Source organism: Streptomyces sp. NPDC102258 (genome assembly GCF_055584685.1).
In genome coordinates, this window is sequence record NZ_JBVJLO010000007.1 from 329,133 (window position 1) to 347,037 (window position 17,905).

Genomic DNA, 17,905 nt, shown 5'->3' on the forward strand with positions numbered 1-17,905 from the left:
CCGTGAGCACCCCCGAACTCCCCCTGATCGACGAGAACGAAGGCGGCTGCGGCGACGACTGCGGCTGCGGCGAGGGCGAGGAGACCGGCCTGGACCCGGCGCTGGCCCAGCTGCTGGTGGACGCGGGCCTGGACCCCATCGAGGTCGAGGACATCGCGCACATGGCGCTCTCCGAGGACCTGGACGGCGGCGTCGACGTGACCACCGTCGCCACCGTCCCCGAGGACGCCGAGGCCGTCGCCGACTTCGTGGCCCGCGAGGCCGGCGTGGTGGCGGGCCTGCGCATCGCCGAGGCCGTGTTCTCCATCGTCTGCACCGAGGCCTTCGAGGTCGAGCGCAGCGCCGAGGACGGCGACCCGGTCCAGGCCGGCCAGGTGCTGCTGTCGGTCCGCGCCCGTACCCGCGACCTGCTGACCGCCGAGCGCAGCGCCCTGAACATCGTCTGCCGCCTCTCCGGCATCGCGACCGCCACCCGCCGTTGGGCCGACGCCCTGGAGGGCACGGCCGCCCAGGTCCGTGACACCCGCAAGACCACCCCGGGCCTGCGCGCGCTGGAGAAGTACGCGGTCCGCTGCGGCGGCGGCGTCAACCACCGCATGTCCCTGTCGGACGCGGCGCTGGTCAAGGACAACCACGTCATCGCCGCCGGCGGCGTCGCCCAGGCCTTCAAGGCCGTCCGCGAGGCCTTCCCGGACGTCCCCGTCGAGGTCGAGGTCGACACGATGCACCAGGTCCGCGAGGTCGTCGACGCGGGCGCCGACCTGATCCTGCTGGACAACTTCACCGTCCCGGAGACCGAGGAGGCCGTCACGCTCGTCGCGGGCCGCGCCGTCCTGGAGTCCTCGGGCCGGCTGACCCTGGAGACCGCCCGCGCCTACGCCGAGACCGGCGTGGACTTCCTGGCGGTCGGCGCGCTGACGCACTCCTCGCCGATCCTGGACATCGGCCTCGACCTGCGCGAGGCGGTGTAAGCGGTGCTGCTCACCATCGACGTGGGCAACACCCACACGGTCCTGGGTCTGTTCGACGGCGACGAGATCGTCGAGCACTGGCGGGTCTCCACCGACCCGCGCCGGACGGCCGACGAGCTGGCCGTCCTGATGCAGGGCCTGATGGGGATGCACCCGATGCTCGGCAACGAGCTCGGCGACGGGATCCACGGCATCGCGATCTGCGCGACGGTGCCCTCGGTCCTGCACGAGCTGCGCGAGGTGACCCGCCGCTACTACGGCGACGTCCCGTCGATCCTGGTGGAGCCCGGCGTCAAGACGGGCGTGCCGATCCTGATGGACAACCCGAAGGAGGTCGGCGCGGACCGCATCGTCAACGCGGTCGCGGCCGTCGAGCTGTACGGGGGCCCGGCGATCGTCGTCGACTTCGGCACGGCCACCACCTTCGACGCGGTCTCCGCGAAGGGCGAGTACGCGGGCGGGGTGATCTCCCCGGGCATCGAGATCTCGGTGGAGGCGCTCGGCGCCCGCAGCGCCCAGCTCCGCAAGATCGAGCTGGCCCGCCCGCGCAACGTGATCGGCAAGTCCACGGTCGAGGCGATGCAGTCGGGCGTGGTCTACGGCTTCGCGGGCCAGGTCGACGGCATCGTCGCCCGCATGGCCAAGGAGCTGGTGGGCCCGGCGGGCGACCCGGACGACGTCCGCGTCATCGCCACCGGCGGTCTCGCCCCGGTCGTCCTCGGCGAGTCCGCGGTGATCGACGAGCACGAGCCGTGGCTCACCCTGATCGGCCTGCGGCTGGTCTACGAGCGCAACGCGCCGAACTTCGTGTGACGCGGGCCGACGCCGCGTGCCTGCGTCCCTCCGGGCGGAGGCACGCGGCGTCAAGCCGAACCTTCAGCTTCAAGCTGATCGGTTAGCTTGACGGCGTCGGACGCACGCGCACCGAGGCGACACCGCCAAGACGGCACAGGAGGGCCCATATGCCCCGTGTTTCCCCGTACTTGCAGGTGGTCGACTCGCTCCGGGCCCGGATCGAGGCGGGCGAGTGGGCGGTCGGCGACAAGCTCCCCTCCCGCGCCCGGTTCGCCGACGAGTACGCCGTCGGGCAGAGCGTCACGCAGCGCGCGATGGAACAGCTGATCATCGAGGGCTTCCTCGAAGGCCGCGCCGGCTCCGGCACCTACGTCCGCACCCCGCGCCGCCGCATGCGGATGCTCCGCAGCCGCCGCCGCGTCCCCGGGGCCGGCAACACCTTCCGCTCCGAGGCCGCCGCGCACGGCATCGCCGCGTCCTGGGACTCCCGGACCGTCCCCGAGACCCCGGCCCCCGCGCGCATCGCCGCCCGCCTCGCGATCGAGCCCGGCGCCCCGTGCGTGCTGACCCGCTACGAGTTCATGGCCGACGGAAGTCCCGCCGAGCTCTCCGAGTCCTGGGAGCCGTTGGCGCTCACCTCCGGAACCCCGGTCGTCCTGCCCGAGGAGGGCGAGCTGCGCGGCGCCGGAGTGGTGGCCCGGATGCGGTCCATCGGGATCACGGTGGCCTCCGTGGTGGAGATCCCGCGGCCCTCCCGCGCCAACCAGGACCAGGCCAACCTCCTCGGCATCAGCCTCGGTTCCATGATCACCGAGATCGAGCGCACCTACCTCGACACGCACGGCCGCCCGGTGGAAACCGCCGACCTGGTGATCCCCGACTCCCGTTACGAGATCGCGTACGCCTTCCCCGTGGAGTGAGAACCGGCCGGATCGCCGCACGATTTTTCACGGAAATGGCCGGAGTACGCCTCCGGCGGAGATAGCGTCGCCGTGGAAAGACGCCGCAGCCCCGGAAGGGCGGCGACCCCGTCCACGGCGGAGGAGACACACCATGACCGCGAACACCCGGCCCGACTGGCGCAAATCGTCCCACTGCGCCCCTGGGGAGGACGCCTGCGTCTACGTGGCCGCGGCGCCCGGGACGCTCGTGCGGGTGGCCGACCGGGCCGACCCGGCGCACCTGGTGATGGCCACGACCCACGCCGCCTGGGCCGACTTCGTCCGCTCGGTGAAGGACGCCGGGTGACGGCCGCCGGGTGAAGGCATCCGGCTGAGTGGGTGAGGGCCGCCCGCCCGCCGCGCCGCGCGCCCGCCCCATAAGGGGCTTTTGTCCGATTAGCGCGTATCTTCGCCCCATGCCCACGCCCTACGGACCCCGCGGCGGCATGGCGTTCAGCGCCGCCGAGCTGCACGTGCTCAGGCGGCTCCTCGCCCACGCCCTCCAGCCCTCCACGGCCCCCCTGACACCCGCGGAGACGCGGGACTGCCTGCGGCTCGCGGCCGCGGTGGACGAGGCGGCCCTGGAGGCGGGCCGGCTCCGAGCGTTCCTGCTCGACGACCTCGCCCGCTACCGCGATGCCCTGCCGGGCAGCCTCTGCGGCTATCTGGAACTGCTCCAGGACGCCCTGGCCGCCGGGTACGAGCCACGGCCCGACGACTTCGCCGCCCTGCGCGCGCTGCGGGCCAACCCGCGCGCGGCGGCCGTACTGGAACGCGCCCAGGCCGTCGCGGAGCGCTCCGTACGCCGCCGGGCCACCCCCGCGCCCCGCACCCGGCTGCTGGCCCCGGCCCCGGACCGCTCGCACCCGGAGCCGGCCATGTCGGAGCCGGACGCGGCGGGGCCGGCCGCCGGGGAACCGGACGCCGAGGAGGCGTACGCGGCGGAGCCGGCCCCCGGGGAAGCCCCGCACGCCGCCACCGCGGCCGGTGCGGACCCCGGGACCCCCGGCCCCGAGCGCCCGCGCCCACCCGCACCCGCCCCCAAGCCCGCCCCGGCACCCGCCCCCAAGCCCGCCCCCGCGCCCGAGGAGCCGCCGCGGCCCGCCCGGCCGGGGCGGCCCGTCCCGACCCCCGGCGAGGCCTTCCCGCCACGCCGCAAGCCCACCGCGCCCCCGGCGGCCGGGCGCGCGGTGGGGTAGCTACGCTGGGGGGCATGGACTACGTCTCCGCGCTCGTGCCCCCCATCGTGATGGCCGCGTTCTTCATCGTCCTCGTCAAGACGATCGTGAAGAGCCAGGGCGGTGCCAACAAGGCCAAGGAAGACGCGGCCGTCGACGCCGTGCTCGCCCGCGCGGAAGCCGCCCAGCAGGCACGCAAGTAACCGCCGACGCGCGGTTTTCACCGCGCGTTGCCGTCGAATAGTCGGGCAATTCATCCCATCCCGCACTATCGTGCTGTTGTGCCTCGCCCCTTGGGAGAACTCGAAGACGCAGTGATGACGCGGGTGTGGCAGTGGAACCGCCCGGTCACCGTTCGGGAAGTCCTGGAAGACCTCCAGCGGGAACGGTCCATCGCGTACACCACGGTCATGACCGTTATGGACAATCTCCATCAGAAGGGCTGGGTCCGCCGGGAAGCCGAAGGCCGCGCCTATCGGTATACGGCGGTTTCCACCCGCGCCGCCTACTCGGCCGCACTGATGAACGAAGCCTGGTCCACCAGCGACAACCCCGCGGCCGCCCTCGTGGCCTTCTTCGGCATGATGTCCCAGGAACAGCGGGAAGCCCTCCGCGCGGCCGTGCGGATCGTCCAGCACGACGAGCCCGAAGGCGCCGAGAGCCCCGATGCCGCCGCCCCCGCGGTCGCCGCTCCCGCCCCCGCTCCGGCACAAGACGAAGGGGACTCCGGCGCACCCCGGCCCGAGCCGGGGCGATAGCGTCCGGGTATGGGAGAGCTTTCCACCACAGACGCGAAAACAGTCACCATCCGCCGCGCGCGCACCCGTGATGTTCCGGCGCTGCGCCACCTGCTCGACCAGTACGTGCAGCAGCGGATCCTCCTCGACAAAGCCCCCGTGGTCCTTTACGAGGACATCCAGGAGTTCTGGGTCGCGGAACGCGTCCACGACGGCCGTGTCGTCGGCTGCGGGGCTCTCCACGTCATGTGGGAAGACCTCGCCGAAGTGCGCACGCTCGCCGTCGACCGGGAGCTGAAGGGCGCCGGCGTGGGACATCGGGTGCTCGCCAAGTTGTTGGAGACGGCCCGCCTGCTCGGGGTCAGCCGGGTATTCTGCCTGACCTTCGAAGTGGACTTCTTCGCGAAGCACGGGTTCGTCGAGATCGGCGAGACCCCGGTGGAGACCGATGTCTACATGGAGCTGCTGCGTTCCTATGACGAGGGAGTCGCGGAGTTCCTCGGTCTCGAACGAGTGAAGCCGAACACCTTGGGCAACAGCCGGATGCTTCTGCACCTGTGAACGATCACGGCGGCTATTACAGGCCCCGGCGGCCCTGTGGCCTATGTCCGAATCGCGCACGTTTCCCGCCTTGTTGCGTCCCTGAACCTCTCACCGGGGGTTTGTGTTTTCCAGGCAAAAGCGGTTTCCTTTCCGCGTACTGCATTTTCGATGAAAGGAAATCCGGTGGCACAGAAGGTTCAGGTCCTTCTTGTCGACGACCTCGACGGCGGCGAGGCGGACGAGACCGTGACGTTCGCTCTGGACGGCAAGACCTACGAGATCGACCTCACCACCGCCAACGCTGAAAAGCTCCGCGGGCTGCTCGACCCGTACACCAAGGGCGGCCGCCGCACCGGCGGACGCGTTTCCACGGGCCGGGCCAAGGGCGGTCGTGCCGCCGCGTCGGCCGGCAACCCGGACACCGCCGAGATCCGCGCGTGGGCGAAGGTGAACGGCTACAACGTGAACGACCGCGGTCGCGTTCCGGCGGACATCCGCGAGGCCTACGAAAAGGCCAAGGGCTGAGGCGTACGCCGCAGCAGCCGCGCCCGGTGGCATTCCGTCGCCGCCGCGGCCACCAGGCGTACGAGGTCGGGCCCGTCGGCCCGTTGTCCGGGACAGGCACCCTGCCCCGGACCGGGCAGGGCCGGCAGTGACGCCTCGCACCCCAGCTCGGGGGGCCGCAGCCACACCGCGGCCCCCCGAGGGCGTTCCCCCGGCGCGGCGGGGGCGGTGATGCTGCCCCCGCCGCCGAGGGCGGTCAGGTCCAGCGCCACCCCGCCCCACTCCAGCCAGCCGAGGAGCCCCTCCAGCTCGTCCGCGGCCCCCGGGGCCACCAGGAACCGCGTCTTCGACCCGGACGCGGCCACCGGCCCGGTGTCCGGGAAACGGCGCAGCAGCGCGGCCCCGGCGTCGGAGGGCACCTCCAGCACGTCGAACCGGACCCCGGTGACGAGCCGGCCGGGCGGCCCACCCGTGACGGGCCACCCGAGCACCCGCTCGTACCAGGAACGGACGGGCCGGGTGACCCGCTCCGGCGGGACGCGGGGCGAGGGGACGGCGCTCGCGGGGATGACGGCCATGACCGGAGCAACTCCGGACGGCGCCGTCCGGTTACGCGGAGCACACACGTCAGTGCGCAGCGTGAGCGAAAGCGGAGCGCAGTCCTACATTCGGGACACAAGCGTGTTCGCCCGTAGCGGAGGGAACCGTGCCCACCGGCATGGAGTGTCCGCCCTTACGGGTAAGACATTCCTAGTGGATCGGGGCGACACGCTGATTTGACCGGGTCCCGTTCGCCATCGGCGTACACGCGTGACGGGTATCTGCCTGGCCTGCGGGAACATCGTCTCCCACTATCGGGTTGGAGCAGTTGTCGGCTCTTCAAGCCGGTTTTTCCTCACCGACGTGGGGGTGAGCCGCGGACGGATGTCGGCAGTTGGAATGAGCTGTCCCGCCCCGCGGGACTAGCATGCGGAAGGACAGGGCGGGGACCGACCCCGAACTGCCCGACCGCTCTGAGGAGCGATAAACGATGTTCGAGAGGTTCACCGACCGCGCGCGGCGGGTTGTCGTCCTGGCTCAGGAAGAAGCCCGGATGCTCAACCACAACTACATCGGCACCGAGCACATCCTCCTGGGCTTGATCCACGAGGGTGAGGGTGTCGCCGCTAAGGCCCTGGAGAGCCTCGGGATTTCGCTCGAGGCTGTTCGCCAGCAGGTTGAGGAGATCATCGGTCAGGGCCAGCAGGCCCCGTCCGGCCACATCCCCTTCACCCCGCGGGCGAAGAAGGTCCTGGAGCTTTCGCTCCGAGAGGCCCTCCAGCTCGGCCACAACTACATCGGCACCGAGCACATCCTGCTCGGCCTGATCCGCGAGGGCGAGGGCGTCGCCGCCCAGGTCCTCGTGAAGCTGGGCGCCGATCTCAACAGGGTCCGGCAGCAGGTCATCCAGCTGCTCTCCGGCTACACCGGGGGCGGCAAGGAGTCGGCCACCGCGGGCGGCCCGGCCGAGGGCACCCCCTCGACCTCGCTGGTCCTCGACCAGTTCGGCCGCAATCTCACCCAGGCGGCCCGCGAATCCAAGCTCGACCCGGTCATCGGGCGCGAGAAGGAGATCGAGCGGGTCATGCAGGTGCTGTCCCGCCGGACCAAGAACAACCCGGTCCTCATCGGCGAGCCCGGCGTCGGCAAGACCGCCGTCGTCGAGGGCCTGGCCCAGGCGATCGTCAAGGGCGAGGTGCCCGAGACCCTCAAGGACAAGCACCTCTACACCCTGGACCTGGGTGCCCTGGTCGCCGGATCCCGCTACCGCGGTGACTTCGAGGAGCGCCTGAAGAAGGTCCTCAAGGAGATCCGCACCCGCGGCGACATCATCCTGTTCATCGACGAGCTCCACACCCTCGTGGGTGCGGGCGCCGCCGAGGGCGCGATCGACGCCGCTAGCATCCTGAAGCCCATGCTGGCCCGTGGTGAGCTCCAGACCATCGGTGCCACGACGCTCGACGAGTACCGCAAGCACCTTGAGAAGGACGCGGCGCTGGAGCGCCGTTTCCAGCCGATCCAGGTGGCGGAGCCTTCCCTCCCCCACACGATCGAGATCCTCAAGGGCCTGCGCGACCGCTACGAGGCCCACCACCGCGTCTCCATCACGGACGAGGCCCTCGTCCAGGCGGCGACGCTGGCGGACCGCTACATCTCGGACCGCTTCCTGCCGGACAAGGCGATCGACCTGATCGACGAGGCCGGATCCCGGATGCGCATCCGCCGGATGACGGCGCCGCCGGACCTCCGCGAGTTCGACGAGAAGATCGCGGCCGTGCGCCGCGACAAGGAGTCGGCCATCGACTCCCAGGACTTCGAGAAGGCGGCTTCGCTCCGTGATTCGGAGAAGCAGCTGCTCGCCGCGAAGTCCAAGCGCGAGAAGGAATGGAAGGCCGGCGACATGGACGTCGTCGCCGAGGTCGACGGCGAGCTCATCGCCGAAGTCCTCGCGACCGCGACCGGCATTCCCGTCTTCAAGCTCACGGAGGAGGAGTCTTCCCGCCTCCTGCGCATGGAGGACGAGCTCCACAAGCGCGTCATCGGCCAGAAGGACGCCATCAAGGCGCTCTCCCAGGCCATCCGCCGTACCCGTGCGGGTCTGAAGGACCCGAAGCGTCCCGGTGGCTCGTTCATCTTCGCCGGCCCGTCCGGTGTCGGTAAGACCGAGCTGTCCAAGACGCTCGCCGAATTCCTCTTCGGCGATGAGGACGCGCTGATCTCCCTCGACATGTCGGAGTTCAGCGAGAAGCACACGGTTTCCCGCCTCTTCGGTTCGCCCCCCGGCTACGTGGGCTACGAAGAGGGCGGCCAGCTGACCGAGAAGGTCCGCCGGAAGCCGTTCTCCGTCGTCCTCTTCGACGAGGTCGAGAAGGCGCACCCGGATATCTTCAATTCCCTTCTCCAGATCCTGGAGGACGGTCGCCTGACCGACTCCCAGGGCCGGGTCGTGGACTTCAAGAACACGGTCATCATCATGACGACCAACCTGGGTACGCGGGACATCTCCAAGGGCTTCAACCTGGGCTTCGCCGCCCAGGGTGACGTCAAGAGCGGTTACGACCGGATGAAGGCGAAGGTCAACGAAGAGCTCAAGCAGCACTTCCGGCCCGAGTTCCTGAACCGTGTCGACGACACGGTCGTCTTCCACCAGCTCAGCCAGGAAGACATCATCCAGATCGTCGACCTGATGATCGCCAAGGTGGACGAGCGCCTCAAGGACCGCGACATGGGCATCGAGCTCAGCGGTGACGCGAAGCAGCTCCTGGCCAAGCGCGGTTACGACCCGATCATGGGTGCGCGCCCGCTGCGCCGGACCATCCAGCGCGAGATCGAGGACCTGCTGTCGGAGAAGATCCTCTTCGGCGAGCTGCGTCCCGGTCACATCGTGGTCGTCGGCGTGGAGGGTGAGGGCGAGAACGCCAAGTTCACCTTCCGCGGCGAGGAGAAGTCCGCTCTGCCGGACCTCCCCCCGATCGAGGCCACGGGCTCCGGCCCGGACCTGTCCAAGGGCGCGTAAGGCCCCGCGGACGGCAGGACGAAGGGGCGGCCCCGGAACCGACAGGTTCCGGGGCCGCCCCTTTTGGCGTGGGGCCGGAGCCCCTTTCAGGCGCGTGACAGCCGTGTGACCGCCGTCCCATTCGTCCTGTGAGCGGGGCCACTTGGGGTTCGGCGGCCGGTGACAAGCCGCACAGGGCAAATCGGACCTACTAGGACCTCTCGTAGATTTTCCGGCCGGTGCGACCATGCATTCGTCCAGCCCGGGAGCAGTCAACAGGCCGGACCGCCTCCGCACCCCTACGAGGCCGGGTAGTAACCGGGACATTTGAGGATGCCCCGGAGCACGGGTTACCAAGGATGGGCAAGCCCGGCACCGACGGCTCAGCGGCCGCAGCGCCGGGTCCTTTCTTGCCCGATCCACGTCCTTGTCCCCGGCCCCGGAGGTCCCCGCATGTCCGCGAAGCGCGTCAGCACCCGTCGTACCCGTATCGCCCTCGCCGCCACCGGTCTCGGCGCGGCCCTGGCTCTCGGGGCCGGCACGACCGCCGCCTTCGCCGACGCGGCCCCCGCCGCCCTCCCCGCCGCCGCTGCCGAGCAGGTCGCCCTCCAGGCCCAGGCGCAGTCCCAGGCCGCCGCCGCGAAGACCGGCGTGTGGAACAAGCCGGTGAAGAGCTACACGCTCTCCGCGACCTTCGGCAAGGGCGGCACCATGTGGTCGCACAAGCACTCCGGCCAGGACTTCGCCGTCCCCGTCGGCACCTCGGTCAAGGCCGCGGCAGCCGGCACCGTCGTCAAGGCCGGCCCCAACGGTGGCGGCGACGGCCCCGCGTACGGCAACGCCATCGTGATCAAGCACGCGAACCAGACGTACTCGCAGTACGCGCACCTCTCGAAGATCCAGGTCGGCATCGGCCAGAAGGTCTCCGCGAACCAGCAGATCGCGCTGTCCGGCAACACCGGCAACTCCAGCGGTCCGCACCTGCACTTCGAGATCCGCACCACCCCGAACTACGGCTCCGCCATCAACCCGGTCGCCTTCCTGCGCACCGTCGGCGTCACCGTCTGACGGACGGCCGCGCCCCCCGCCCCGGGCCTCCGGGGCGGGATCGGAACAGCGATCAGATCAGCCACTGGTGCGTGGGCCTGACCTTCTTGTCGAGCTTGTTGTTCTTCAGCCCGGTGATCTGCTCCTTGCCCAGGGCCTGGTCGAAGACCCGGATGTGGTCGAGCGGGCCGTCCCACGCGGCGCTCCAGATCCCGTGGTGGCGGGCCCGGCCCAGCTGGAGCGGGCCGGGACCGGCCCAGATGCCGGAGACCTGCGCCTGACCGGCCTGCTTGTCGTCCACCCACAGCGCGATGGTCTTCTTCTCCGCGTCGTAGGTCCCCGTCAGCAGGGCCCACGTCCGCGTCGTGTCGACGTTGTCCACGACCACCTGCTGGGCCGTCGCCGCCTGGCCCTTGTCACCGGTCTGCACCCGGAACACCCAGGCCTTCTTGCCGTTCACCACCTCGAAGCCCAGCTCGAACGCGTACGAGTCCCCGTCGCCCTGGCTCACCGCCATGTGGGAGCCGGTCTCGGACACGTTGTAGGCGCGGGTGGAGACGGTGAAGCTCCGCGTGACGTCCACGGCCGCCTCGGCGCCCTGCGCGTACGAGTCCGCCGTCCCCTTGAACCGCACCTCGGTCCGCTTGGCCAGCTCGCCCAGCGAGGCGCCCGGCCCCAGGGCGATGCCCATCCTGCCGCTGCGGTCGCGCAGCAGGTTCGGCTCGCCCGGCACCGTCGGGGAGTCGTCCTCCGAGGGCTTGGGATCCGCGGACTGCGACGGGCCCGAGGGGCCGGGGGAGTCCGAGGAGGCCGTCACGGGCTGCTTGCCCGGCTCGTCCGACCCCTTCAGCACGAAGAAGGCCGCGCCCCCCGCCACGAGGACCACCGCGAGCGCCCCGATCCCGACCGTCAGCATCCGGCGCTTGCGCTGCTGCGCCTCGGTGCGGTCGGCCATCGCCTGCCAGTCCGGCTGCGCGGCCGACGGCGCGGGCGGGAACGGTTCCGCGCCCAGCGGCGGCTGCGGCTGCTGCGGCGCCTGCGGGGGCCCGAAGCCCTGCCCGGCGGCGGGCTGCCCCGGCGCGGGCTGCGGCGGGTAGGGGTTGGGTCCCGGCTGGGGGGCGGCCTGTCCCGGCTGCGGATAGCCGTACCCGCCGGGTATCCGCCCGGGCGGGAATCCGTAGCCGCCGCCGCTCCCGGAGGCGGGGTCGGGCTGGGGGCTGTGGGGGCGATCCGTACCGTCAGTCATGGCACGGATGCTAAAACATCGCGGTGTGCGCGCGAACGCCCACCGGTCCCGATCCGGCACCGATCCGGCACCGGCCCGCGGCTCCTCAGCCCGGGAGCTTGATGACCGGGAAGCTGCCCGTCGCCGTCGGGGCGTGCTCCGGGAGCCACAGGACCGCCACCGCACCCGCCGCCGCGCCCCCGCCCGCGTCCCCGCCCGGGGCCGCCACGTTGCGGAACGTCAGCCGGGCGCCCAGCACCCGCGCCTGCCCCTCCGCGATGGTCAGCCCCAGCCCGTGCCCGACCCCGGCCCGGTCCGTCGACCCGGTCCGGAAGCGGCTCGGCCCCTCCAGCAGCAGTGCCTCGGGGAAGCCCGGCCCGTGGTCCCGCACGCGCACGACCCGGCCCTCGATGTCGACCTGGACCGGCGGCCTCCCGTAACGGGCGGCGTTCGCGAGCAGGTTCCCGAGGATCCGCTCCAGGCGGCGCGGATCGGTGCTGACGATCTCGTCGGCCACCACCCGTACCGAGGCCTCCGGCATCAGCGCGGTCACCCGCCGGCTCACGAACTCGCCCAGCGCCACGTCCTGGAGCTCGGCCCGCTCCGAGGCGCTGTCCAGCCGGGCCACCTCCAGCACATCCTCCACCAAGGCCCGCATGGCCTGCGCCCGGTCGCGCACCAGCTCCGTCGGCCGGCCCGGAGGCAGCAGTTCCGCCGCCGTGAGCAGGCCCGTCACCGGGGTGCGCAGCTCGTGCGCGATGTCGGCGGTCACCCGCCGCTCCGCCTCCAGCCGCTGCTGGAGGGCGTCGGCCATGGCGTCCACGGCCCGGGCGAGGTCGTCGGTCTCATCCCGTACGACACCGCCCACCGCGTCCCGCACCCGTACGTCGGGATCGCCGTGCGCCACCCGCTGCGCGGCGGTCGCGGCCTTGCGCAGCCGGCTGGAGATCTGGCCGCCGATCAGCACCCCGAGGGCCGATCCGCCGATCACCACGGCGAGGGAGCCGACCACCAGGGCCCGGTCCAGGTCGCGCACCATGTTGGCGCTCTCCCGGAACTGGTGGTTGAGCGAGAGCACCTGCCCGTTGCCGAGCGGGACCGCGGCCCACACCACCGGCCCCTTGCGGGACTCCTGGACGTAGGTGCCGCGCCGCCCCGAGCGGGCTTTGTCGCGCAGTTCGGCGGGCAGCTCGGGGTCGTTGAGCTTGGCGCCCCAGATGGGCTTGCGGCCGGCCTCGGCGGTGCGGGCGATGAACTGCACCCGTTCCAGCTCCTGCTCGCGAGCGCTCTCAAGCATCGACACGCGGGCAGCGCTGTGCACCACCAGGCTCAGCGCCAGCGCGGTGAGCGCGCCGACGGCGGCGATGGCGAGGGTGATCTTCCAGCGGATCCCCGTGCGCAGGGTGAAGCGCCTCATGGGGCCGCGGTCCTCATGGTGCTCATGCGGTCGCGTCCCTCATGACCTCCGCCTTCCTCATCGCTATGCCTTGAGTTTGTATCCGAAGCCCCGGACCGTCTCGATCCGGTCCTGCCCGATCTTGGTGCGCAGCCGCTGGACGTGGACGTCCACGACGCGGGTGTCACCGCCCCAGTCGTAGTCCCAGACCCGCTCCAGCAGCCGGTCGCGCGAGAGTACGGTGCCGGGCGCGGAGGAGAACTCCAGCAGCAGCCGCATCTCGGTCGGCGTCAGGGCCACGGGGACGCCGGACTTGCGGACCTCCATGCCCTCGGTGTCGACCTCCAGGTCGCCGAAGGACAGTACCCCGCGCTCGTCGGAGCCGTCCGCCTCGGAGCCGCCGGAGGCACCGCCCCGCGCCCCGCCCGCATGCCCGAAGCGGCGCAACACGGCGCGGATGCGGGCGACGAGGACGGAGCCGTCGAAGGGTTTGGTGACGTAGTCGTCGGCGCCCGCCTCCAGGCCGAGGACCACGTCGATGGAGTCGGCGCGCGCCGACAGCATGATCACGGGGACGGTCGACTCGTCGCGGATGCGGCGGCACAGGCTGACGCCGTCCATGCCGGGCACCATCACGTCGAGCAGCGCGATGTCGGGCCGGTTGGCCCGGAAGGACTCCAGGCCGGACAGGCCGTCGGGCATGGAGGTGACCACGAACCCGTCGCGTTCCAGCGCCAGCGTCGTGGCCTCGCGGATGACGTCGTCGTCCTCCACGAACAGCACATGGGTCTCGGCCATCCCCAGCCTCACTTCGTCAGCTCTTCTGCGAGAAGGCCGGGGCGGGCTGACTGCCGCCGTCGACCACATTGCTGTAATCGGTGTGGACGCGGTCGTGCTCGGTGAACCGCTCGCCGTTCCAGCGGTAGGTGATCACGTCCTCGCCCGAGGGGTAGTCGAGCGCGTCGCTCTTGCCGTACACGGGCTTGTTCAGGACCAGCTCGCCGCGGTCGATCTCCGCGTAGACGGGCGGCTGCTCGTCGGTGAAGACGTTCTCGTACCGGCCGTCGGCGGACCGGTAGACGTATGAGCCGCGGCCCATCGCGTCGGCGCAGGACAGCACGTTCACCACGATGTCGGCGACGGTGTTCCCGGTGACCTTCCCGTAGCTCACGTCGATCGGGTACTCCTTGCCGGAGCAGGGCTTGAGGTCCCGTTTGACGGCGGCGCTCACCTTCGGGTCCGCCTTGAGGAGCGCCACCGGGTCGACCCGGCTCACCTGACCGCCGGTGGAGGCGGCCGGTGAGTGGCCGGGGGCCGCCGACTCGGGGTCCGCGCCGGGGGGCGGCGGGCTGGTCCGGGACACCGTCTCGGTGTGGGCCGGGCCGCCGTCCTTGAGCCCGGTGCCGCCGGTGGAGCAGCCGGCCGCGAACAGCACGGTGCCGACGAGGACGACCGTCCCCGCCGACATCAGTGCCACGGAGCTTTTCCCGCCCAGTTCTTGGCCCGTCAGGCCGCGCACCGCTCCCGCCCCTCGTACCGGATGGTGTGGTCGCCGCGTTCGAGCGCACGCATGTCCAGGTCCCGGCTCTCCAGCTCCTGACGGAGCCGGGCCAGTGCGCGGTGCAGTGTGCTCTTCACGGTTCCCGCCGACATACCGAGCGCCGCGGCCGTTTCCTCGGTGCTCATCTGCTCCCAGTGTCGCAGCACGACCACACTGCGCTGCTTGGGCGCGAGGACCTTGAGGATGTCCATGAGCAGGGCGCGGTCGGCGCGCTGGTCCGAGCCGTCCTCGACGCGGGCGTCGGGGAGCTGCTCGGTGGGGACCTCGTCGAGCTTGCGGGCCCGCCACCACTCGGTACGGGTGTTGATCATGACCCGGCGCAGGTAGGCGTCGGCCAGCGACTTGTCGGCGATGCCCTCCCAGCGGCCGTAGGTGCGCACGAGGGCGGTCTGGAGGAGGTCCTGGGCGTCGGTGGGGTCCGGGACGAGGCGCCGGGCGCTGCGCAGCAGGGCGTCCTGCCGGGTGCGTACGTACTCCTCGAATTCGAGTACCTCGCCGTGCGCCATCTCAGACCGCCTCCGTTCCGACCAACCGCTCATCCGCTGGCTTCCGGATCCGAAGGTACGGAGGGGTTGTCACGGCACTGTGCGGACCAGCCTGCGGTGGACGCACGGACACCCGTAGGTTGTGTAACAGCCCCGGTGAGCTGGGCTTTCCCGGCCCGAAGTGGAATGTCCAAGTCAACTTCGAGCCGGGCGGGCGGGCCCGGGGGCCGGCCCCCGGGGTCAGCTCCGGGGCCGGCCCTGCGGCAGCCGGTACAGGCCGTGCGCCAGCGGTTCCACGAGCCCGTCGGACACCAGCCCGTCCAGCGCCCGCGCCCGCTGCACCGGCTCCCCCCAGACGGTGTCCAGCACCGACCGCGGCACCGGCCCGACCGCCTCGCGCAGCACGGCCAGCAGCTTCCCGCGCACCTGCCGGTCCGTCCCCGCGTACGTCTGACCGCGCCGCGGCGGCCCGTCGTGCGCGGGCTTGCCCGCCAGCCGCCACGCGCACAGGGACGCCACCGGGCAGCGCGCGCAGTCCGGGCTCTTGGCCGTGCACACCAGCGCGCCCAGCTCCATCGACGCCGCCGCCCAGCGGGCCGCCGTCGTCTCGTCCGCGGGCAGCAGCTCCCGGGCCAGGCGCCGCTCGGCGGCGGTGGTCGCGTTCGGTGGGTACTCGACGCCGGTGGAGGTGCGGGCGAGGACCCGGCGCACGTTGGTGTCCAGGACCGCGTGCCGCTGCCCGTACGCGAACGAGGCCACCGCGGCGGCCGTGTACTCGCCGATCCCCGGCAGCGACAGCAGCTGCGCGTGGTCGCGCGGTACGTCGCCGCCGTGCCGTTCCGTTATGGCGACGGCCGCGCCGTGCAGGCGCAGCGCCCGGCGCGGGTAGCCCAGGCGCCCCCAGGCCCGTACGGCCTCGCCCGGCGCCTCGGCGGCCAGGTCGGCGGGCCGGGGCCAGCGCTCCAGCCACTGCTCGTAGATGGGCAGGACCCGGCTGACGGGGGTCTGCTGGAGCATGAACTCGCTGACCATCACCCCCCAGGGGCCCGCCCCGGGGCGGCGCCAGGGCAGGTCACGGGCGTGCTCGTCGAACCACGCGATGACGGGGGAGTGCAGCGCGGAGGCCGCGGGCGCGGGGGTCGCGGGCGCGGACGCGGATACGGGAGGTGCAGTCATGGCACTCGGCATCCTGGCACGTTTCACCCCCGCCGTGCCCGGCCCGGGCCGGTGAACCAGACAGCGGCGGGGTTCCCGCTCGCCCGTACGGCGGTGGTCACCCGGGCCAGCGGCGGGACGAGCGCGAGGACGGCCAGCGTCCCCAGCGAGGCGCCCAGCAGCAGGCCCATGGCCACGTCGTGCGGGTAGTGCACGCCGACGAAGACCCGGGAGAAGGCCATCAGCACCGCGACCGGCACGGTCAGCAGGGCGAGCCGGGGCACGGCGAGCGCCAGCGCGACGGCGGCCGCGCCCGCGATGGCCGAGTGGTTGCTGGGGAAGGACCAGTCCCCGTACGGGGGGCAGGGGACCAGCGGGGCGAGCGCCCCGGCCACCGCCCGGCAGGGCCGCTCCTCGCCGACGCTGGACTTCACCAGCTCGGAGGCGACGTACACGAGCGCGGTGGCCAGCGGCGCGAGGACGGCCCGGGCCAGTTCCCCGGGGTCGTCCCGCCGGCGCGCCCGCCACCAGACGGCTATGAAGAGCAGACCGAACAGCAGCAGCCCGTACTCGGTCCACGCCTCGAAGACCGAGCGCACCCAGGGCGGCGTGTCGTGGGCGAAGTCGGTGACGGTGCGGTAGAGGGCGGAGCTGTCCATGGTCACAGACCGTACTGGGCGTACGGTCGGGCCCCGGTCAGCAGGCTGGCCGGTTCTCGGCGCTCGCGGGTACGCCCGCAGGATGATCATCGGCAAAACCCGCCGGGCGCGCGGCATGGGGGGCGCTGATCTCGGCGGGAGTTCTCGTAAGGTTCGGTGCGTGGGATCTCTGCGCAATCCGGTCGGGCCGCTCCCCTCCTCCATTTACTGGCGACGGAGGGCCGTTCTGGCGTCCGTCGCGGCGCTGTTGGCGCTGCTCGCCGTATGGACCGTCAGTTCCGGCGGGGGCGGCTCCAGTACGAACGGCAAGGGCGGCGGCGACGGATCCGGACCGGCGCGCACGATCACCCCGGGCCCCTCGGGCTCCGGCCCGGCGATCAGTCAGGCGCCGGGCGGGCGGGGGGAGTCGGGCGGCGCAGGCTCCGGCAAGAACGGTGATCCCGGGGCGGGTACGGGTACGGGTACGGGTGCGGGTGCCGCTGCCGGTACGGGTGGCGGTCCGGGCTCGGGCGGCGGCCCGGGGGGCGGGGCGGGCGCCAACGCCGCCTCCTCTTCGCAGGTCCCGGCGGACTCGCCGCTGCCGACGTGCCCGGCGAGTGCGCTGCAGTGGGAGGTGCGGAGCGTGAAGAACGAGTACGAGACGAACGAGAAGCCGCGTCTGGAACTCATCGTCCGCAACACCTCCGGCAGCACCTGCAAGGTCGGACTCGGTCCGAAGCAGGCGGTGGTGACGATCTTCCAGACGCAGGGGGCGAAGGCGGTGTGGTCCTCGGCCGACTGCCCGACGGGTGAGGCGAACGCGTTCTTCCGCCTGCCGGCGCAGGGGGAGACGAAGCAGTCCCTGGAGTGGGACCGCAAGGCCAGCGCCCCGGACCAGTGCCAGACCCCGCCGACGACGACCCCGCCCGCCGACACCTACGTGGTCGAAGTAAAGTCCCCGGGCCTCCCGGTGGCCCGCACCTCATTCGTCCTGAAACAGGACTGAGACCTTCTTGACGCGCCGGGCCCATTTCCGACGCGTCGCTCGCGCCGCTCAGCGCTGGCGCGCTTCCCGGGCTTCGCATCGCTGCGCCGGACTCCGTCCGTCGGCCGGCCGGGCGGGGCCGCTTTGGGTGGTCGGGGCGGGTTGTCGCGTGCGGGTGGTTGCCGCTGCGCGGGGCTGTCCCCTACCCG

20 protein-coding genes are annotated in these 17,905 nt (G+C 72.0%); 12 read left to right on the forward strand and 8 right to left on the reverse strand.

Features of this window, described 5'->3' with window-relative positions; all coding sequences use genetic code 11:
- The first annotated feature begins 2 nt into the window (after positions 1–2).
- From nadC to ACZ6ZT_RS15260, 9 genes are all read left to right on the forward strand, one after another.
- Complete coding sequence (gene nadC, locus ACZ6ZT_RS15220) at positions 3–971, forward strand: carboxylating nicotinate-nucleotide diphosphorylase (RefSeq protein ID WP_469719615.1); 969 nt, start codon at positions 3–5, stop codon at positions 969–971.
- Positions 972–974: 3 nt separating this feature from the next.
- Positions 975–1,784 (forward strand): type III pantothenate kinase, encoded by an 810-nt coding sequence (locus ACZ6ZT_RS15225; RefSeq protein ID WP_469719616.1) that lies wholly within the window; start codon positions 975–977, stop codon positions 1,782–1,784.
- Positions 1,785–1,933: 149 nt separating this feature from the next.
- Positions 1,934–2,686 carry a GntR family transcriptional regulator gene (locus ACZ6ZT_RS15230; RefSeq protein WP_469719617.1) on the forward strand — a complete coding sequence of 251 codons (753 nt, stop codon included), beginning with the start codon at positions 1,934–1,936 and terminating at the stop codon, positions 2,684–2,686.
- A 133-nt stretch (positions 2,687–2,819) separates the two neighbouring features.
- Positions 2,820–3,014, forward strand: a complete 195-nt coding sequence (locus ACZ6ZT_RS15235) for a DUF397 domain-containing protein (RefSeq protein WP_469719618.1) — start codon at positions 2,820–2,822, stop codon at positions 3,012–3,014.
- A 109-nt stretch (positions 3,015–3,123) separates the two neighbouring features.
- Positions 3,124–3,906, forward strand: a complete 783-nt coding sequence (locus tag ACZ6ZT_RS15240; RefSeq protein WP_469719619.1) for a hypothetical protein — start codon at positions 3,124–3,126, stop codon at positions 3,904–3,906.
- 14 nt (positions 3,907–3,920) lie between these two features.
- A complete protein-coding gene (locus ACZ6ZT_RS15245; RefSeq protein WP_469719620.1) occupies positions 3,921–4,088 on the forward strand; it encodes a hypothetical protein in 168 nt (55 codons plus the stop codon).
- 78 nt (positions 4,089–4,166) lie between these two features.
- Entirely contained in the window at positions 4,167–4,643 is a 477-nt protein-coding gene (locus tag ACZ6ZT_RS15250) for a BlaI/MecI/CopY family transcriptional regulator (RefSeq protein ID WP_469719621.1), read from the forward strand.
- 9 nt (positions 4,644–4,652) lie between these two features.
- A complete protein-coding gene (locus ACZ6ZT_RS15255) occupies positions 4,653–5,183 on the forward strand; it encodes an amino-acid N-acetyltransferase (protein WP_469719622.1) in 531 nt (176 codons plus the stop codon).
- A 165-nt stretch (positions 5,184–5,348) separates the two neighbouring features.
- Positions 5,349–5,690, forward strand: coding sequence for a histone-like nucleoid-structuring protein Lsr2 (locus tag ACZ6ZT_RS15260; protein WP_469719623.1), 342 nt, complete (start codon positions 5,349–5,351; stop codon positions 5,688–5,690).
- Here ACZ6ZT_RS15260 and ACZ6ZT_RS15265 read toward each other — a convergent pair.
- Positions 5,669–6,247, reverse strand: coding sequence for an SCO3374 family protein (locus ACZ6ZT_RS15265; RefSeq protein ID WP_469719624.1), 579 nt, complete (start codon positions 6,245–6,247; stop codon positions 5,669–5,671). The two genes, ACZ6ZT_RS15260 and ACZ6ZT_RS15265, sit on opposite strands and share 22 nt — an antisense overlap.
- A gap of 452 nt (positions 6,248–6,699) precedes the next feature.
- Between ACZ6ZT_RS15265 and ACZ6ZT_RS15270 the strand changes: the two genes are divergently transcribed.
- Together ACZ6ZT_RS15270 and ACZ6ZT_RS15275 are read left to right on the forward strand one after the other, a co-directional pair.
- Positions 6,700–9,225, forward strand: a complete 2,526-nt coding sequence (locus ACZ6ZT_RS15270) for an ATP-dependent Clp protease ATP-binding subunit (RefSeq protein ID WP_469719625.1) — start codon at positions 6,700–6,702, stop codon at positions 9,223–9,225.
- A 432-nt stretch (positions 9,226–9,657) separates the two neighbouring features.
- Positions 9,658–10,272 (forward strand): M23 family metallopeptidase, encoded by a 615-nt coding sequence (locus tag ACZ6ZT_RS15275; protein WP_469719626.1) that lies wholly within the window; start codon positions 9,658–9,660, stop codon positions 10,270–10,272.
- Between the two features lie 52 nt (positions 10,273–10,324).
- Here ACZ6ZT_RS15275 and ACZ6ZT_RS15280 read toward each other — a convergent pair whose 3' ends face one another.
- The 7 genes from ACZ6ZT_RS15280 to ACZ6ZT_RS15310 form a co-directional block, all read right to left on the reverse strand.
- Complete coding sequence (locus ACZ6ZT_RS15280) at positions 10,325–11,497, reverse strand: LamG-like jellyroll fold domain-containing protein (protein WP_469719627.1); 1,173 nt, start codon at positions 11,495–11,497, stop codon at positions 10,325–10,327.
- 85 nt (positions 11,498–11,582) lie between these two features.
- Positions 11,583–12,893, reverse strand: a complete 1,311-nt coding sequence (cseC, locus tag ACZ6ZT_RS15285) for a two-component system sensor histidine kinase CseC (protein WP_469719628.1) — start codon at positions 12,891–12,893, stop codon at positions 11,583–11,585.
- 63 nt (positions 12,894–12,956) lie between these two features.
- On the reverse strand, positions 12,957–13,670 hold the full coding sequence (gene cseB / locus ACZ6ZT_RS15290) for a two-component system response regulator CseB (protein ID WP_469719629.1): 714 nt from the start codon (positions 13,668–13,670) through the stop codon (positions 12,957–12,959).
- 16 nt (positions 13,671–13,686) lie between these two features.
- Complete coding sequence (locus ACZ6ZT_RS15295; protein WP_469719649.1) at positions 13,687–14,340, reverse strand: hypothetical protein; 654 nt, start codon at positions 14,338–14,340, stop codon at positions 13,687–13,689.
- A gap of 38 nt (positions 14,341–14,378) precedes the next feature.
- Positions 14,379–14,939, reverse strand: a complete 561-nt coding sequence (locus ACZ6ZT_RS15300) for a SigE family RNA polymerase sigma factor (protein ID WP_469719630.1) — start codon at positions 14,937–14,939, stop codon at positions 14,379–14,381.
- A 219-nt stretch (positions 14,940–15,158) separates the two neighbouring features.
- Complete coding sequence (locus tag ACZ6ZT_RS15305; RefSeq protein WP_469719631.1) at positions 15,159–16,094, reverse strand: HhH-GPD family protein; 936 nt, start codon at positions 16,092–16,094, stop codon at positions 15,159–15,161.
- A 23-nt stretch (positions 16,095–16,117) separates the two neighbouring features.
- Entirely contained in the window at positions 16,118–16,732 is a 615-nt protein-coding gene (locus ACZ6ZT_RS15310; RefSeq protein WP_469719632.1) for a phosphatase PAP2 family protein, read from the reverse strand.
- 160 nt (positions 16,733–16,892) lie between these two features.
- On the opposite strand from ACZ6ZT_RS15310, the gene ACZ6ZT_RS15315 reads away from it, so the two are divergent.
- On the forward strand, positions 16,893–17,717 hold the full coding sequence (locus tag ACZ6ZT_RS15315; protein WP_469719633.1) for a hypothetical protein: 825 nt from the start codon (positions 16,893–16,895) through the stop codon (positions 17,715–17,717).
- Positions 17,718–17,905 lie beyond the last annotated feature (188 nt).

Excerpts from the sequence above, each read along its gene's own strand:
- ACZ6ZT_RS15295 (WP_469719649.1), bottom strand. The coding sequence starts at position 14,340 with ATGTCGGCGGGGACGGTCGTCCTCGTCGGCACCGTGCTGTTCGCGGCC.
- ACZ6ZT_RS15280 (WP_469719627.1), bottom strand. The coding sequence starts at position 11,497 with ATGACTGACGGTACGGATCGCCCCCACAGCCCCCAGCCCGACCCCGCC.
- ACZ6ZT_RS15235 (WP_469719618.1), top strand. The coding sequence starts at position 2,820 with ATGACCGCGAACACCCGGCCCGACTGGCGCAAATCGTCCCACTGCGCC.
- ACZ6ZT_RS15265 (WP_469719624.1), bottom strand. The coding sequence starts at position 6,247 with ATGGCCGTCATCCCCGCGAGCGCCGTCCCCTCGCCCCGCGTCCCGCCG.
- ACZ6ZT_RS15270 (WP_469719625.1), top strand. The coding sequence starts at position 6,700 with ATGTTCGAGAGGTTCACCGACCGCGCGCGGCGGGTTGTCGTCCTGGCT.
- ACZ6ZT_RS15300 (WP_469719630.1), bottom strand. The coding sequence starts at position 14,939 with ATGGCGCACGGCGAGGTACTCGAATTCGAGGAGTACGTACGCACCCGG.
- cseC (WP_469719628.1), bottom strand. The coding sequence starts at position 12,893 with ATGAGGCGCTTCACCCTGCGCACGGGGATCCGCTGGAAGATCACCCTC.
- ACZ6ZT_RS15310 (WP_469719632.1), bottom strand. The coding sequence starts at position 16,732 with ATGGACAGCTCCGCCCTCTACCGCACCGTCACCGACTTCGCCCACGAC.
- ACZ6ZT_RS15245 (WP_469719620.1), top strand. The coding sequence starts at position 3,921 with ATGGACTACGTCTCCGCGCTCGTGCCCCCCATCGTGATGGCCGCGTTC.
- ACZ6ZT_RS15275 (WP_469719626.1), top strand. The coding sequence starts at position 9,658 with ATGTCCGCGAAGCGCGTCAGCACCCGTCGTACCCGTATCGCCCTCGCC.
- ACZ6ZT_RS15305 (WP_469719631.1), bottom strand. The coding sequence starts at position 16,094 with ATGACTGCACCTCCCGTATCCGCGTCCGCGCCCGCGACCCCCGCGCCC.
- ACZ6ZT_RS15240 (WP_469719619.1), top strand. The coding sequence starts at position 3,124 with ATGCCCACGCCCTACGGACCCCGCGGCGGCATGGCGTTCAGCGCCGCC.
- ACZ6ZT_RS15255 (WP_469719622.1), top strand. The coding sequence starts at position 4,653 with ATGGGAGAGCTTTCCACCACAGACGCGAAAACAGTCACCATCCGCCGC.
- cseB (WP_469719629.1), bottom strand. The coding sequence starts at position 13,670 with ATGGCCGAGACCCATGTGCTGTTCGTGGAGGACGACGACGTCATCCGC.
- ACZ6ZT_RS15230 (WP_469719617.1), top strand. The coding sequence starts at position 1,934 with ATGCCCCGTGTTTCCCCGTACTTGCAGGTGGTCGACTCGCTCCGGGCC.